The organism is Ligilactobacillus hayakitensis DSM 18933 = JCM 14209 (assembly GCF_000615845.1).
GTDB classification, from domain to species: Bacteria; Bacillota; Bacilli; order Lactobacillales; family Lactobacillaceae; genus Ligilactobacillus; species Ligilactobacillus hayakitensis.
The window spans coordinates 107,550-123,911 of the sequence record NZ_BAML01000001.1; the positions used below are offsets into that span (position 1 = coordinate 107,550).

Sequence of the window (16,362 nt, forward strand, 5' to 3'; positions counted from 1 at the left end):
TACAACTCCTTAATTAAATAAAATTACATATAAAGTATCTTACTTTAAAAATAAAATGAATGCAAACTATATGCGAATGGAAGGTAAAAATGGAAATTAAATCAACTGCAAATCAACGAGTTAAGAACTGGAAAAAATTAGCTTTAAAAAAAGAAAGAAAAAAGCAAAATAAATATCTTTTAGATGGGTTACATCTAGTCAAAGAAGCATTAAAATCTAAAGAAAGAATCTTAGAAATTTTAGTTGCCGAATCATTTAATTTTATTGATGAATTAAATATTCCAAAAGAAATTGAGATTGTAAATATTAGCAATGAAGTTGCAAAAGTGATTTCTCAAACGCCATCACCTCAAGGGATTTTTGCAGTTTTAGAACTACCTCAAATTAATAAAAATTTAAAGTTAGATGATGGAGCTTGGCTCATGTTAGATGGGGTGCAAGATCCTGGAAACATCGGTACTATGGTTAGAACGGCAGATGCAGCTGGATTTAAAGGTGTATTTATTGGAAAAGGTTCAGCTGACATTTATAATCCCAAATTAGTACGCTCGATGCAAGGAAGTCAATTTCATATCAAAGTAGTTGAAGGAGACGTTCTCGAAGGAATTGAGTTAATGAACCAAAAAGGTTGGCCTGTTTTTGGAAGTGAGTTAAATGATGAGGCTAAAAATTACAGTGAAGTTGGAAAATTTGACAATTTTGGACTTGTAATGGGAAATGAAGGAAATGGGATGAGCAAAGAAGCTTTATCTAAAACAACAGATAATTTATATATCCCAATTAAAGGACAAGCAGAATCATTAAACGTTGCAGTTGCAGCTGGAATATTGATGTTCACTTTAAAAAAATAATTTTTTTATTAAGATAAATTTTTTAGATTGCTTTTTTCATATACTAGTGCAAGAATATAGTTAGAAAGATATGAACAATAGCTTTAACTGATATGGTGAGGAAATATTTGAATGAAGAAATTTGATTGGAAAACTGATGAAGAGTATATGAATTATGTTGGTCCTTTATTGCAAACAAAAGAGGTTCAACAATTAGAAAATTACACTCAACATCATTTTTCTACTAGATTAGAACATGTTATTACCGTTTCTTATTTAAGTTATCGGATTGCAAAATATTTAGGTTGGAATCAAAAGGCTGTAGCTCGTGCAGGAATTTTACATGATTTATTTTATTATGATTGGCGTGTAACTAAATTTACTCGTGGAACACATGCTGGATTCATCCAAGAATAGCTGTTCGAAATGCTGAAAAAATTACGCACCTAACGGAATTAGAAAAAGATATTATCATTAAACATATGTGGGGAGCTACCTTATGCCCTCCAAAATATAAAGAAGGATATATCATTACCGTTATTGATAAGTATTCAGCCGTAGTTGAGTATTTTGGACATTTAAAAGAAAAATATGACGCAATCCTCGATAAATATGTTAGATCGCGTAGTATATAATTTTAAGCATTAATCTTTTAAAATGTATTTATTCGGTGTAAAATAATGTTAGTGTTGAAACCTTTGTAATTAACAAAGGTTTTTTATTATAAATCATAATTTATGGAGGAGGGATTAATAATGCAGGCAAACGCGTTTACGCTATGTCCTAAATTCTCAAAAACTTTTAGCATTTTAGGACGAAAATGGAATGGATTGATTATTGATGTTCTCTTGCAGGAAGGACCACAAAGGTTCAGAACGTTAGCTGATAAAGTTGATAAATGTAGTGATCGTGTAATGGTTGAACGGCTAAAAGAATTAGAAGCTGAAAATTTAGTTGAACGAGTTAGCCAAAATGATAGTTCACGAGTACTATATCAACTTACTTCTCAAGGAGAAGATTTACGTGAGGTAATGAAAGCTATTCATACATGGTCTGATCAGTGGTATTCAATAGAAGATTGTCAATAATACTTGACTAAAATTAGTAAAATGGTTAAACTGACAATATAAATTAAAAACGTTGACGGAAAAAAGTAGATTATTAATTAATTTCAGAAAAGAATATTGTGCTGTGATTATTCTATTAATTAATATTTGAAGTTCACTTCCCGAGTTGCTACTTGGATCGAGTATAGAGAAAGGTAGAACGTTTTGCCGCGTTACAGGTAAATGAGTGTTACTCTCATTGTTATAAATGACGGGTAAAATAAGGGTGGTACCGCGAACCTCGTCCCTTGAAAGGGACGGGGTTTTTTCGTCTAAAAATAAAATTGAAAGGAATATTGGTATGGATCTTAAAGATAAGCTTAACGAATTAAAAGAAAAAGGTTTAGAAAATATTAGTAAAGCTGATAATCTTGATACGATTAATCAAATTAGAGTTAGTCTTCTTGGTAAGAAAGGGCCAATTACTGAAGTATTACGAGGAATGAAGGATTTAGAGCCACAAGAACGTCCAAAAGTTGGTCAATTTGCTAATGAAATTAGAGATGAACTAACAAAAGTCTTAGCTGAAAAGAAAGAAGAAATTGAATTAATTAAAATGGCAAAAAAACTAGAAAAAGAAACAATTGACGTTACTTTGCCTGGAAAAAAAGTTCAACAAGGACAATCACATATCATTACTCAAGTAATCGATGAAATTGAAAAGTTATTTATTGGAATGGGATATCAAGTCGTAGATGGTCCAGAAGTTGAAGAAGATCATTATAATTTTGAAATGCTTAACCTTCCAAAAGATCATCCTGCACGTGATATGCAAGATACATTTTACATCACAGATAATCTATTGATGCGTACTCAAACTTCTCCTGTACAAGCACGTACAATGGAAATTCATGACTTTACTCAAGGTCCATTAAAAATGATTTCTCCCGGTAAAGTTTATCGTCGCGATACTGATGATGCAACACATTCACATCAATTCCATCAAATCGAAGGCTTAGTAATTGATAAAAATATTACAATGGCTGATTTGAAAGGAACTTTACAGTTAATCGCACAAACAATTTTTGGAGAAGATCGAGAAATTAGAATGCGTCCTAGTTATTTTCCATTTACAGAACCATCTGCTGAAATTGATGTTTCTTGTTTCAAATGTAACGGCCAAGGATGTTCAGTATGTAAAAATACCGGATGGATTGAAGTTTTAGGTGCTGGAATGGTACATCCTAACGTTCTTAAAATGGCGGGTGTTGACACTGAAGTATATGGTGGATTTGCATTTGGACTTGGACCAGATAGATTCGCGATGTTGAAATATGGTGTAGATGACATTCGTCAATTCTACCTAAATGATGTACGCTTCTTAAATCAATTTTCAGTGAAAGGATAGTATAAAATGAAGGTATCTACAAAATGGTTAAACGAATATGTTCAAGTTGATGATTTAAATGCAAAAGACTTGGCAGAAAAAATTGAAAGAACTTCCGTAGAAGTTGATAGTACATACCGCTTAGAAGAAGGCTTAAAGAAAATCGTTGTTGGTCATACTGTTAAAGTTGTTGATCATCCGGATTCTGACCACTTACATATTTGTCAAGTTGATGTTGGTGCAGAAGACTTGATTCAAATCGTTTGTGGTGCACCTAATATTGCGGCTAATATGAATGTGATTGTTGCCTTATCAGGAGCAAGAATTGCCGGAAACTACAAGATTAAGCGTAGTAAGATGCGTGGAGAAGTTTCTGAAGGGATGATTTGTTCACTTCAAGAAATTGGTTTTGAAGAAAAAGTAGTTCCAAAAGCTTATGCTGATGGTATTTATGTATTGCCACAAGATGCAGTTCCTGGAGAAGATGTATACAAATATTTAGGGATGGATGAAGACATTATCGAAGTAGATGTTACACCTAACCGTGGGGATATGTTAAGTATGCGCGGAGTTGCGCGCGATGTTGCTGCAATGTACAATCGAGAAGTCAAATTCCCAGAAACTAAAGTGGAAGAATCTAATTCTTTAAAAATAGAAGATTATGTACAAGCTAATGTAGATGAAGAAATTGCACCAATATATCAATTGCGAGTAATTGATAAAGTTAAAGTTAAACCAAGTCCAATGTGGCTTCAAAAACGTCTTTGGAATGCAGGGATTCGTCCAACAAATAATGTTGTTGATATTACAAATTATATTTTATTAGACTTCGGACAACCATTACATTCATTTGATTATAAGAAGTTAAATTCTAAGAATATTGTAGTACGTCTTGCTAATGCAGGAGAAAAAATTACCACATTAGACGGTGTTCAAAGAGAGCTACAAAGTGAAGACATCGTAATTACAGATGGAAATGCACCTGTTGCACTAGCTGGTATTATGGGAGGTCAATCTACAGAAGTAGATGGTCAAACACAAACAGTGTTACTTGAATCAGCAGTCTTTGAACCAATTCATATTCGAAAGACTTCACGCCGAGAAAACCTTCACTCTGATGCATCAATGCGCTTTGAAAGAGGAATAAATCGACAAACAATTACAGAAGCACTTAATAAAGCGGCAGCAATGATTGCTGAATTAGGTGAAGGAAACGTAGTTAGTGGAATTGCAACAGGATCAAAATATGATGTCCAAAATACAAAGATTCAAACAAGTGTAAACCACATTAATAAAGTATTAGGAACTGATTTGTCAGATGTTGAAATTATTGAAATTTTCCACCGCCTCGGTTTTGATGTACAAAATAACAATGGCGAATTAATGGTTGAAGTGCCCCCATTTAGATGGGATATTTCAATTGAAGCTGATTTAGTTGAAGAGGTTGCACGAATTTATGGATTTGATAATATTCCAACTTCATTACCATATGGAGCTACAACACCAGGGCATTATACAAAGGCACAAAAAATTGAACGACAAACACGTGAAATTTTAGAAGCATCTGGATTATCACAAGCAGTGTCATATGGGTTAACAACTGAACAAAAAGCAAAAAGATTCTTATTAGCTGATGCTGTTCCAACAAAATTAGATTTTCCAATGAGTTCTGATCGAACAACTGCTCGTATGAATATTATTTCCGGTTTGTTAGATGATATAGCTTATAACAAAGCTCGTAAAGTCAATGATGTTGCACTTTATGAAGTTGGAAAAGTATTTTTAGGTGATGGAAAAGAAATTCGCCCTCATGAAGTAACACATGTTGCTGGAGCAATGATGGGATTAACTAATGAAAGCGCCTGGAACACTGCTAAGCAACCAGTTGATTTTTACACTATCAAAGGCATCGTTGAAAACTTGCTTAATAAATTAGGTGTGACTACTGATGTTTTATATGTTGCTAGTCAAACACATGATGATATGCATCCCGGACGTACAGCTGATATTTACGTAGGTGATCAAGATCAATATATTGGATTTGTTGGTGAGGTTCATCCGATGTTATCAAAGGAATTAGGAATTGATAGAACATACGTATTTGAACTTGATTTACAAAAAATTACAGATTTACCAAAAGAACAAGCAGTTTATACTCCAGTTTCTAAATTCCCAGAAATTAAGAGAGATATCGCATTGTTAGTAGATAAAAAGGTTGAAAATGCAGAGATAGTGAAGACAATTAGCGTTAATGGGGGCGCTAATTTGAAGGATGTTAAATTGTTTGATTTATATCAAGGCGATAAAATTGATTTAGGCTTTAAATCATTGGCATATACTTTAACATACTCAAATTCTCAACGCACTTTAACTGATGAAGAAGTAAATCAATCATTCGATAAGATTGTAAGCAAATTGAATGAACAATTCGATGCAAAAGTAAGATAAGAAAAAAACAGGCATATTTTGCCTGTTTTTTTAATATCTTGATGAAAATTAAACAGTTATCTTGTATAATTGAATATTGGAATGAATTTTTAAGGAGGGAGTATTTTGCAAGACAAAAACGAAACCTTGAGAAGAGCTCAGAGAACCCAAAAAAGTAAAAATAAAACGAATATCGGATTGAAAATTTTTATGTTCTTTGTGTTGATAGCCATACTGATAGGTGGATATGGTGTTTATTATTACCAATCTGCACTTAAACCAGTCAATTCCTCTTCGAATAAACAAATTACAGTAAAAATTCCAATGGGAAGTTCTAAGCAACAAATTAGCCAAATTTTAGATGACAACAAATTGATAAAAAGTAAATTTGTATTTAATCGTTTAGCTAATAAGTCTGGGGAATTTAAAGCAGGAAATTACATGTTGAGTCCTAAAATGTCTCCTAGACAAATAATTGATAAACTTCAATCGGGACAAACAGTGTTGCCAAATGTAAAAGGAAATATTGTAGTTCGAGAAGGTGCAAATATTGATCAAATTGCTGATGAAATTCAAAAAAATACAAAATTTTCTAAAAAAGAATTTTTAGATTTAATCAATGATGACCAATTTGTTAATCAACTTGCCAAAAAATATCCTAAGTTACTTAGTTCCGCAAAAAAAGCAAAGAATACAAGATATAAATTAGAAGGATACTTATATCCGGCAACTTACGCTTTAAATGCTAATGAGGATTTGAAGCAATTGGTTGAACAAATGGTAAGTAAGATGGATATGGAAATGACACCATACTATGATCAAATTGAAAAAAAAGGATATTCAATGCAAAAGTTAATGACGTTAGCGTCACTTGTTGAAAAAGAGTATGGTTCTGAAAAAGACCGTCGAAAAATCGCAGGGGTATTTTTGAACCGTTTGGATAAACAAATGCCAATGCAATCTGACGTCGCAATTCATTATGCATTAAAGAATAATAAATCTACGGTATCATATGATGATTTAAAGGTCGATTCTCCATATAATCTTTATAAGAATAAGGGACTTGGACCTGGACCATTTGATAGTCCAAGTATTGACTCAGTTCAAGCAGTATTAAATCCAGAAGATAGAGATAAAGGGTATTTGTACTTCGTTGCAAATATCAAATCAAAAAAAGTATACTTTACTAAAGATTTGGATAAACATAATGAAAATGTTGATAAATTACAAAAAGTAAATGGCTACGAAAAGTAGGGTAAAGGAGAAAGTGTAATGACTGTATCAAACAATAAAAAGAAACCAATTATTATCGGAGTAACAGGTGGATCAGGTTCAGGAAAGACAACGGTTAGCCGCGCAATCTTTGAACAATTAAAAGGGCATTCATTATTAATGATTGAAGAAGATTCATATTACAATGATCAATCAAATGTTAGTTTTGAAGAACGAGTAAAAACAAACTATGATCATCCTAATGCTTTTGATACTGACTTATTAGTAAGTCAAATCAACGAACTTTTAAATTGGAAATCAATTGAAAAACCAATTTATGATTATAAACAACATACTCGTAGTCAAGAAACTGTAACAGTTGAACCAAAAGAAGTTATCATTTTAGAAGGAATTATGGTTTTAAATGATCCTAGATTACGAGATTTGATGGATATTAAGATTTTTGTTGATACAGATGATGATATTCGTATCATTAGACGTATCCAACGTGATATGGAAGAACGTGGACGTTCATTACAATCAGTAATTGATCAATATTTAGCAACAGTTAAACCAATGTATCATCAATTTATTGAACCAACAAAACGTTATGCAGATATTATTGTGCCAGAAGGTGGTCAAAATCAAGTGGCAATTGACTTGTTGGTTACAAAAGTTAGAGATATTTTACGCAATAATAAAAAATAGTAATTAATAGAGGTAATTATAATGGCAGATGAAAAAACATTTCCAATGACATTGGAAGGTAAAGAAAAATTAGAACAAGAATTAGAAGAATTAAAAACTACAAAACGAGCAGAAATCATTGAACGTATTAAAATTGCACGTTCCTTTGGTGATTTATCAGAAAACTCAGAATATGAATCAGCAAAAGATGAACAAGCATTCATGGAAACTCGTATTAAAGAAATTGAAAATATGTTACATCATGCAGAAATCATTGATAATGATTTAATTGATGCAAATGAAGTGGCTGTTGGTAAAACTGTAACTTTCCAAGAAGATGATGATGAACCTGAAACATATCAAATTGTTGGTGCTGCAGAAGCAGATCCGTTTGAAGGAAAAATTTCAAATGAATCACCAATTGCAAGTTCTTTAATCGGTCATAAATTAGGTGAAGAAGTAACAATTTCTACACCGGGTGGAGACATGACTGTTAAGATTATTGACGTTAAATAAGATAAAATAACCATAACTTTCGAGTGAATATTAACAAATTTGCTCAAAAATAAAAACCTTGATGAACCACGTTTTTAAAACGATGAATCATCAAGGTTTTTTTGATACTTAAAGTTTAATGTTAAAGGTAAGGTAAATATCCAATTGGTAAATAATTTAATTTAGTAAAGCTAATAAATAAGAAAATCCAATCCCTAAAATTAAACAGATAAACGAGCATAAAATGTTTAATTTCATACTACCTTTACGACATAAAAACAAGTTTAAAAATAATCCCATTGCACATAGGACTGAGGCAATTAAACTATAGTAAATAATCTCTATTTGTCCAAAACAAATTAAGAGAACTAATCCTACAGCTAAAATAATATTGCGATTTGTTTTGTACCAAATTTTTTCACCAAATAATAAATGAACATATTTAATTTCAGAAAAATCAGAAACTTTAAAAAATTTTAGTGTTGTAATAAAAAGCCATAAACAAATCAATAAAATCCCAATTAAAGCAAGCAAGTAAGTATCCCCCTATGTACGACCAAATAAAATAAGTAAACGGCCAGTTAACTTGACCGTTTATTTATTTTATGCTTAATTATTTTGGAAAAGGGTAATAAGTTTTTCCATAAATTCTTCAAGGAATCTGTCTGTGTCAACATTAACAGCTGCTTTGGTTGTCAAAGCAGGTTCGTTAATCCGAGTTTCGTCGCCGATTGTTCTTCCGGCATAAGCGCCTTTCGTATCAACTTTCATGTTTAAATTTAAAGTACTTACTAAACTAGGTTCAACCGCTACAGCAACAGCTAGTGGATCATGAAGCGCACAGCCACCTAAGTGGGGACTAGTTTCTTTATACGCATCAATATAGTAATCAACAATATCTGCATAAGCTGAACTAGATGCTGTATTTAATTTACGCCATTGTTTTGTTTCATTAACAGTTAATAGTGTTCTTGTTGTAACGTCTAAACCGACCATTGTTAATGGAATACCGCTTCTAAATACAAAATCTGCAGCTTCTGGATCTTGATTAATATTTGCTTCAGTAACAGCATTAACATTTCCTGGCACAGTTAAAGCACCACCCATCATTGTTACTCTTCCAATTAAGTTAATAATTTCAGGGTCTTTTTTTATAGCAGCTGCTAAGTTTGTAAGTGGTCCAGTAGGTACTATAAGTAAGTCCTTACCATATTTATGAGCGGCTTCAATAAAGAAATCAGGCCCACTCATTTCTTCTACTTTACGATCGGCTTTTTTTATTTTGACTTCACCAATTCCGTTTACTCCATGAATTCGTTGGCTAATTTTCATAACTTCAAACTTTTCAGTTGTAGAAGAATGTGAAAGGCCTTTGAAAACAGGAACTTCTGTATGACCTAATAACTCTAATAAATCAAGGCTATTTTGGGCAGCCTGTTCGACGAGTATATTACCGTATGATGATACAATTCCTATCAAATCACTTTCGGGGGTAGCAAGCGCGTAAGCAATTGCTAGTGCATCATCTATACCGGTATCAAGATCTAAAATCATTTTGTATTTTGCCATATCAAACTCCTTGAAAATTTATAATATTATAAGTTTAGTTTAGCAAAAATTAATATATTAAAAAAGTAAAAAAAGTAAAAATAATAAGAGAAAGAGAGTTTATGTAGATGTTTTTCAAAGCGGGTTGTAAATTATAAAGTTAATACGGTATTATTGTAGTAAGTATTATATAGTAGAGGAAATATTATGAAATATAAAGATATATTAGATTATTTAGATCAAAAAATCGATAAATTAAATTTTGATGGCGACATTAATATTAATTGGGATAAAAAAACTCGAAATATTGAAATAGAAATGGTCTTTTACGCCCAAAATAGTGAAAATACCAAAATTAGTGATATAAATGGAGTAGAATCAGAAAATGAAATTATTTCTTTTGCTGATGCGATTTTACTTTATGATGGCACTAAGCAATTAAATGTCAATCAAGAAGATTATTTAGCACTTTTACCATTTAATGGAAAAAAAGGTTGGAAATTAAGTGAAGGTGAAGGCTTTATTGATTATCTTCAAACTATTCTTGATGAAGGACAATCAGATTTATTGGATTTTTTGACAGATGATACGCAAAGTTTCTTTAATCTTAAATGGTCAAATGAAACTTATATGCAAAGTATCCAACGACAAAAAAATGCGAATAGGTGATAATGATAGCGAGATTAAATATCCAAAATTTTAGGAGGTAATGTTAATGGAGTGGAACGAATTGGTAATTACCGTTAATAATGAAGCGGTGGACGCAAGCATAAATATTTTAATGGAAAATGGAGCTGGTGGCGTTCAAATAGATGACTCTAAAGGGCTGGATAATGTTGATATTATAACTTATTTTCCCGATAATTTTCCGTTGATGGAATTAATTCCAGAACTTGAAGTTAAAATTAAAAATTTAGAAAAATTTGGTTTAACTGTTGGTCAAGGAAAAGTTAAAGTAACCAATATGGGCAATGATACTTGGGTGGATGTTTGGAAAAAATATTATCATCCAGTTAGAATAACAAGATATTTAACGATTGTTCCTAGTTGGGAGGAATATACGCCTAGACAAAAAGATGAAAAAATTATTCGACTTGATCCAGGCCGAGCCTTTGGAACAGGAACGCACCCAACAACATTATTAGCACTTCAAGCCCTTGAATCGTATATTCGAGGTGATGAAAGCTTAATTGACGTTGGGACTGGGTCTGGTGTTTTAAGTATCGCAGCTAAATATTTTGGTGCCGGAGATATCTATGCGTATGATATTGATGACGACGCAGTTAGTGCTGCAAAAGAAAATTTAGATTTAAATCCGATTAGTAAAGACGTTCATATTGCAGCTAACGATCTTTTAAATGGAATTGATAAAAAAGTCGATGTAATTGTTGCTAATATATTGGCTGAAGTGATTGAATTATTAATACCGCAAGCTAAACAAACATTAAAAGATGGCGGTTTATTTATCACTTCAGGTATCATTGTTGATAAAAAAGACAAGATTTTAGAACAATTGCAAACTGCAGGTTTTATTATCGATGAAATCTTAAATAAGAAAGATTGGTTTTCAATTGTTGCCCATAAACCAAATGTAGGTGAAGAATAATGCAAAGATATTTTGCAAAAGAAACAATTAATGATGAGTATAGCCTACCTAAAGAAATGTACAAACACGCAATTAAGGTAATGCGAATGTCTGAAGGCGATGAATTTGAGCTTGTTGATAATAATCAAAGCGTGTTTTTAATGGAGCTTGTTTTGGTTGAAAATAATACAGCAACGGCTCGAAAAGTAAAGGAAATAACTAAGAATGTTGAGTTACCGATAGATGTGACGATTGCATGTGGAATCTCAAAAGGAGATAAAGCAGAGTTTATTGTTCAAAAAGCAACTGAAATGGGTGTAAAGAAGATTATCTTTTTTAATGGAGATTATTCTGTTGCCAAGTGGGATGAGAAAAGACAAAAAAAGAAAATTGAACGATTATCAAAAGTCGCGCAAAGTGCATCTGAACAATCACATAGAAATTTCATACCAGAAGTTGAGTATGCTTCAAAATTAAGTAGTATTGATTTTTCAAAATATGATACAAAGCTAGTAGCTTATGAAGAATCGGCAAAACAAGGAGAAAAGTCAACTTTATACCAAATTTTAAATGGAAAGATAGAAAATATGATTGCTATTTTTGGACCGGAAGGCGGAATATCTCCAAATGAAATTCAGATGTTATTGCAAAAAGATTGCAAATTAGCTGGATTAGGACCCAGAATTATGAGAGCCGAGACAGCTCCATTATACTTACTTTCAAGTATTTCGTTTGCAAAGGAATTAAGTTAGTGTAAAATATAAATAATATAATTTTTTCGTGTAATTATTGAGGTGATTTTATGGAAAAACAAACAAATTGGACAGCTCAAGATGTTATCGATATGTGTGCTAGTTACATGAATGAAGAACATGTTGCAATTGTTAAGAAAGCATGTGAATTTGCATCGTATGTACATCGTGAACAGATAAGGAAATCGGGCGAACCATATATTATTCACCCAATTCAAGTAGCAGGTATTTTAGCAGAATTAAAAATGGATCCAGAAACCGTAAGTGCGGGTTTTTTACATGATGTAGTTGAAGATACTGAAATTACATTAGGGGATATCGGTGAAGTATTTGGCCAAGATATTGAAATAATTGTAGATGGGGTTACAAAATTAAGCAAAATTAAGTATAAGTCGCACCAAGAACAATTAGCTGAAAATCATCGTAAGTTGCTTTTGGCAATGTCAAAAGATTTACGTGTTATTATTGTAAAATTAGCCGACCGGTTACATAATATGCGAACTTTGACTCATTTGAGACCGGATAAACAACGACGGATTTCCAACGAAACTTTAGAAATATATGCTCCATTAGCTGATCGTTTAGGGATTAGTACAATTAAATGGGAGTTACAAGATTTATCACTTAGATATTTAAACCCACAACAATATTATCGTATTGTTCATTTGATGAACTCAAAACGCCAAGAACGTTTATCTGATATTGAAAAAGTTATTAGCGAAATAAAAAAAGCAATCGCAGATTTAAATTTAGAGTATGATATTTATGGTCGACCTAAGCACATCTACTCTATATATCGTAAAATGAAAGATCAACATAAACAGTTCAGTCAAATTTATGATTTATCTGCAGTGCGAGTAATTGTGAAGACAATTAAGGATTGTTATGCTGTTTTAGGAGCAATTCATACATGCTGGACACCGATGCCAGGGAGATTTAAAGATTATATAGCTATGCCAAAAGCAAATATGTATCAATCTTTACATACAACTTTGATTGGACCTAACGGAAGACCATTTGAAGTTCAAATTCGAACAGAAGAAATGCATCAAGTTGCAGAGTATGGGATTGCAGCCCACTGGGCTTATAAAGAAGGTCGAAAAGAAGCAGTTCCTCAAACAACAACTGGAACAAAATTAAATCTTTTTAAAGAAATCATTGAATTACAAAAGGAATCTACTGATGCATCTGAATTTATGGAAAGTGTCAAAGGTGACTTATTCAGTGATCGCGTATATGTATTTACGCCTAAGGGGGATGTTTTTGAGCTTCCAAAAGGATCCGGACCATTAGATTTAGCATATACAATTCACACAGAAATCGGCAATAAGACTACGGGGGCAAAAGTTAACGGGAATATCCAACCACTTGATTATCAATTGAAAAATGGGGATATTGTTGATATTATGACATCACAAAATTCAGCAGGTCCAAGTCAGGATTGGTTAGATTTAGTCCACTCAAATAAAGCTAGAAATAAAATTAAGCATTTCTTTAAACAACGTGATCGAAGTGAAAATGTTGAAAAAGGCCAAGAAGCAATCAATCAAGGAATTATTAATGCGGGTTATTCACCAAAAGAAATTATTGCAGCTAATATGGACAAAGTTTTAGAGAAAAAACAAATCAAAACTTCCAAAGATTTATATGCAATGATTGGTTCAGGCGATATTACACCAATTGGAGTAGTCAACTTGTTGACGGCTGACATAAGACAAAAAGAAGATGCAGACAAAAAGAGACAAGAAGAAAAAGCCTTATTAGAAGAAGGGCAAGAAATTACAAATGATTCCCCAAATAAAAAAATGAATCATGATGATGGTGTTTTGATTGAGGGGATTGACAACTTACTTGTACGCTTGAGTCATTGTTGTAATCCAATTCCAGGTGATGAGATAGTAGGATATATCACCAAAGGTAGAGGGGTATCAGTTCACCGGGTTGATTGTCCAAATGTGCGAGCTGTTGAAAAACAAGGGGCACGGATTATTAATGTAACATGGAACACATTAGCAGAAAGTAAAACCTTTTATGATGCCGAATTAGAAATTCAAGGATATAATCGAGAAGGACTTTTGAATGATGTTCTTCAAGTAATTAATAATAATACAAAAACTTTGAAATCTGTTAATGGTAGAGTTGATCATGATAAGATGGTGACAATCTCTGCCACTTTAGGTGTTAAAGATTTGGAACACTTACAAATAATTGTGGATAGAATTAAAAATATTCCGGATGTTTACGTAGTGAAGCGTCCAATTCATTAGAGGTGTGAGATGCGAGTTTTAGTTCAAAGAGTAAATAATGCGAATGTAAAAGTTGAAGGTGAAATTTTAGGCCAAATAAAAGAAGGATTACTATTATTTGTTGGCTTTAAGGAAGGCGATGGAATTGAAGAAATTCAATATATGGTCCGGAAGATTCTTAATGCCCGTATATTTAGTGATGAAGATGGAAAGATGAATTTGAATGTTTCTCAGGTAAAAGGGAAAATTTTATCAATATCTCAATTTACGTTATACGCTAAAACAAAAAAAGGTAATCGACCAAGTTTTTCTGAAGCACAAAATCCTGCCGAAGCTAATCAAAATTATGAATTATTTAATGACGAGTTACGTAAAAATAATATTGAAGTACAAACTGGTGAATTTGGGGCAGATATGAAAGTTGAGCTGGTAAATGATGGACCGGTTACGATTATGTATGATACAGATGAGGCTTAGCAATGATATATGAAGATTATTTTTGGGATTTCGATGGAACCTTATTTGATACTTATCCAACAATGGTTGAAGCTTTTGTAAAAGTTTTTGGGGATAATCAAATTAAAGTTGATAAAAAAGAGGTCTATGAAATCATGCGTAGATATTCTGTTGGAGAGGCAATCAATTGGTATAGTAAAGATACTAAACTTGATAAAAAAGTCTTAAGGAGACATTTCGATGAAGAAGATGCTCAATTGTTGGATAGGGTATCTTCATTTGAAAATGTCGAAATTTTATTAGAAAAAATTGTAAAAAATGGTGGGAGAAATTTTTTATTGACCCATCGTGATGAAAGTTCTATGAAAATTTTAAAACGAGACAAAATAGATAAATATTTTACAGATTACGTAACAGCAAAAAATAAATTTCCTAGGAAACCCAATCCTGAATCGCTAAATTATTTAATCGAAAAGAATCAGGTTAATCGAAAAAAAGCGGTCATGATAGGCGATAGAAATCTGGATATTCAAGCAGGACATAATGCACAGATTGCTGGAATATTATTTGATCCAGACAATATAGTGGATGCCTCATCAAATCCAGAACTTCAAATAGCAAATTATAGAGCGCTATTAAATAAATTATAAAAAATAAACGTGCTGGCAATCGGGATTTACCCTTGATTGCTAGCACGTTTGTTTTTGCTGTGGATATATAGATAGTTTTTATATATTTGCTATTAAATCATGCGTATGAATTATTAGTTGGATTTAAAATAGTTTTTTAATCCTTTAACAATATCAGTTGTCACATTATTAATGTATTCCTGCGATGGAATTTGATCAAAATCACGCTCTGAATTGATGTAACCCATTTCAAGTAAGACAGCGGGAATTTTATTTTCCCTAATTACTAAAAAGTCGCCAAATTCGACGCCACGGTTTTTGATTCCAAGATATTTAAATTGCGAATTGATACTGTTTGCTAATTTTAAAGATGTTTTTTTATGGTAGTAATATGTAGTGTAACCAGAAGCAATGTTTTCATCAGGTGAAGAATCAAAATGAATACTAATAAAAGCATCCGCGTGTTTTTTTTCACCTAATGTAGGTCTTGGTTTCAACCCGACATACTTATCTTGGGTACGAGTCATATATACGTTAGCACCAGCTTTTTTTAGTTTTTGTTCTAATTCTTTGGCGTATTTAAGAGTATATTTTTTCTCTTCTTTTCCTTCAATTGATAAGGCGCCGGCATCGTTTCCTCCATGGCCAGGATCTATTACGATGGTAGCGTTAGAAAGGCTGGTAATGTTATTTTGATTTTTAAAATTCCAATCTCCAACCCAACCAATTTGGCCTTGATCAGTTTTAACTTGTTTAAAATGAAATTTTGTATCTAAAACTTTAACGCGATCGCCTTGTTTAAGGGTGCTTAATTTATGTTCCTCTAATGAAGCGCTTGGGTATAAATTAGCAAAACGACTAACGATTACTTCTTTACTCATAAAAGATACAGTTTTAAAACAAAGGATAAAAGATAGAAGCAATATCAAAATACCAAGACTGATTTTATCTAATCTTTTTAGAAGGTATGTTTTTAGATTTACCATTTTCTAACTCCCTTTAGTAAGTTAATTTCATTATATGATATATGGTTGAGATGGTAAACTAAAATTTAATTATAGG

16 protein-coding genes, 1 pseudogene and 1 other annotated feature are annotated in these 16,362 nt (G+C 32.2%); of the genes and pseudogenes, 14 read left to right on the top strand and 3 right to left on the bottom strand.

The genetic code is table 11. The features are described 5' to 3' along the window. The first annotated feature begins 89 nt into the window (after positions 1-89). The 8 genes and pseudogenes from JCM14209_RS00530 (at position 90) to greA (ending at position 8,105) form a co-directional block, all read left to right on the top strand. Positions 90-851 (top strand): TrmH family RNA methyltransferase, encoded by a 762-nt coding sequence (locus tag JCM14209_RS00530; RefSeq protein ID WP_025021699.1) that lies wholly within the window; start codon positions 90-92, stop codon positions 849-851. A 111-nt stretch (positions 852-962) separates the two neighbouring features. After that, positions 963-1,465 (top strand): annotated as a pseudogene (locus tag JCM14209_RS08695) (HD domain-containing protein). Between the two features lie 120 nt (positions 1,466-1,585). After that, positions 1,586-1,918, top strand: coding sequence for a winged helix-turn-helix transcriptional regulator (locus JCM14209_RS00540; RefSeq protein WP_081774026.1), 333 nt, complete (start codon positions 1,586-1,588; stop codon positions 1,916-1,918). Between the two features lie 43 nt (positions 1,919-1,961). Further along, positions 1,962-2,188 (top strand) — a binding site (T-box leader). A 49-nt stretch (positions 2,189-2,237) separates the two neighbouring features. Further along, positions 2,238-3,284 carry a phenylalanine--tRNA ligase subunit alpha gene (gene pheS, locus JCM14209_RS00545; RefSeq protein ID WP_025021701.1) on the top strand — a complete coding sequence of 349 codons (1,047 nt, stop codon included), beginning with the start codon at positions 2,238-2,240 and terminating at the stop codon, positions 3,282-3,284. 6 nt (positions 3,285-3,290) lie between these two features. After that, entirely contained in the window at positions 3,291-5,711 is a 2,421-nt protein-coding gene (gene pheT / locus JCM14209_RS00550; RefSeq protein WP_025021702.1) for a phenylalanine--tRNA ligase subunit beta, read from the top strand. A 105-nt stretch (positions 5,712-5,816) separates the two neighbouring features. After that, positions 5,817-6,944, top strand: coding sequence for an endolytic transglycosylase MltG (gene mltG, locus JCM14209_RS00555; protein WP_025021703.1), 1,128 nt, complete (start codon positions 5,817-5,819; stop codon positions 6,942-6,944). A gap of 18 nt (positions 6,945-6,962) precedes the next feature. Continuing rightward, entirely contained in the window at positions 6,963-7,610 is a 648-nt protein-coding gene (udk, locus tag JCM14209_RS00560; RefSeq protein ID WP_025021704.1) for a uridine kinase, read from the top strand. A 21-nt stretch (positions 7,611-7,631) separates the two neighbouring features. After that, entirely contained in the window at positions 7,632-8,105 is a 474-nt protein-coding gene (greA, locus tag JCM14209_RS00565; RefSeq protein ID WP_025021705.1) for a transcription elongation factor GreA, read from the top strand. A 156-nt stretch (positions 8,106-8,261) separates the two neighbouring features. Here greA and JCM14209_RS00570 read toward each other — a convergent pair whose 3' ends face one another. Both JCM14209_RS00570 and JCM14209_RS00575 read right to left on the bottom strand, forming a co-directional pair. Beyond that, entirely contained in the window at positions 8,262-8,618 is a 357-nt protein-coding gene (locus tag JCM14209_RS00570; protein WP_025021706.1) for a hypothetical protein, read from the bottom strand. Between the two features lie 75 nt (positions 8,619-8,693). Next, positions 8,694-9,653: a nucleoside hydrolase gene (locus JCM14209_RS00575; protein WP_025021707.1), complete on the bottom strand. Its 960-nt coding sequence runs from the start codon at positions 9,651-9,653 to the stop codon at positions 8,694-8,696. Between the two features lie 186 nt (positions 9,654-9,839). Here JCM14209_RS00575 and JCM14209_RS08700 point away from each other — a divergent pair, with 186 nt between their 5' ends. The 6 genes from JCM14209_RS08700 to JCM14209_RS00605 are packed head-to-tail and all read left to right on the top strand — an operon-like array spanning position 9,840 to position 15,321. Further along, positions 9,840-10,301 (top strand): DUF3013 family protein, encoded by a 462-nt coding sequence (locus JCM14209_RS08700; protein WP_035519661.1) that lies wholly within the window; start codon positions 9,840-9,842, stop codon positions 10,299-10,301. Positions 10,302-10,347: 46 nt separating this feature from the next. Continuing rightward, complete coding sequence (prmA, locus tag JCM14209_RS00585; RefSeq protein WP_025021708.1) at positions 10,348-11,238, top strand: 50S ribosomal protein L11 methyltransferase; 891 nt, start codon at positions 10,348-10,350, stop codon at positions 11,236-11,238. Next, positions 11,238-11,969, top strand: coding sequence for a 16S rRNA (uracil(1498)-N(3))-methyltransferase (locus JCM14209_RS00590; protein ID WP_025021709.1), 732 nt, complete (start codon positions 11,238-11,240; stop codon positions 11,967-11,969). The genes prmA and JCM14209_RS00590 overlap by 1 nt, the downstream gene beginning before the upstream one ends. A 50-nt stretch (positions 11,970-12,019) precedes the next feature. Continuing rightward, on the top strand, positions 12,020-14,236 hold the full coding sequence (locus JCM14209_RS00595; protein ID WP_025021710.1) for a RelA/SpoT family protein: 2,217 nt from the start codon (positions 12,020-12,022) through the stop codon (positions 14,234-14,236). 9 nt (positions 14,237-14,245) lie between these two features. Beyond that, the gene (gene dtd / locus JCM14209_RS00600; RefSeq protein ID WP_025021711.1) at positions 14,246-14,692 is read left to right on the top strand and encodes a D-aminoacyl-tRNA deacylase; all 447 of its coding nucleotides are present in this window, start codon (positions 14,246-14,248) and stop codon (positions 14,690-14,692) included. Positions 14,693-14,694: 2 nt separating this feature from the next. Next, a complete protein-coding gene (locus JCM14209_RS00605) occupies positions 14,695-15,321 on the top strand; it encodes an HAD-IA family hydrolase (protein ID WP_035519664.1) in 627 nt (208 codons plus the stop codon). Positions 15,322-15,434: 113 nt separating this feature from the next. Here the strand turns inward: JCM14209_RS00605 and JCM14209_RS00610 are convergent, their stop codons facing one another. Next, positions 15,435-16,286: an N-acetylmuramoyl-L-alanine amidase gene (locus JCM14209_RS00610; protein ID WP_025021713.1), complete on the bottom strand. Its 852-nt coding sequence runs from the start codon at positions 16,284-16,286 to the stop codon at positions 15,435-15,437. Positions 16,287-16,362: the final 76 nt, after the last annotated feature.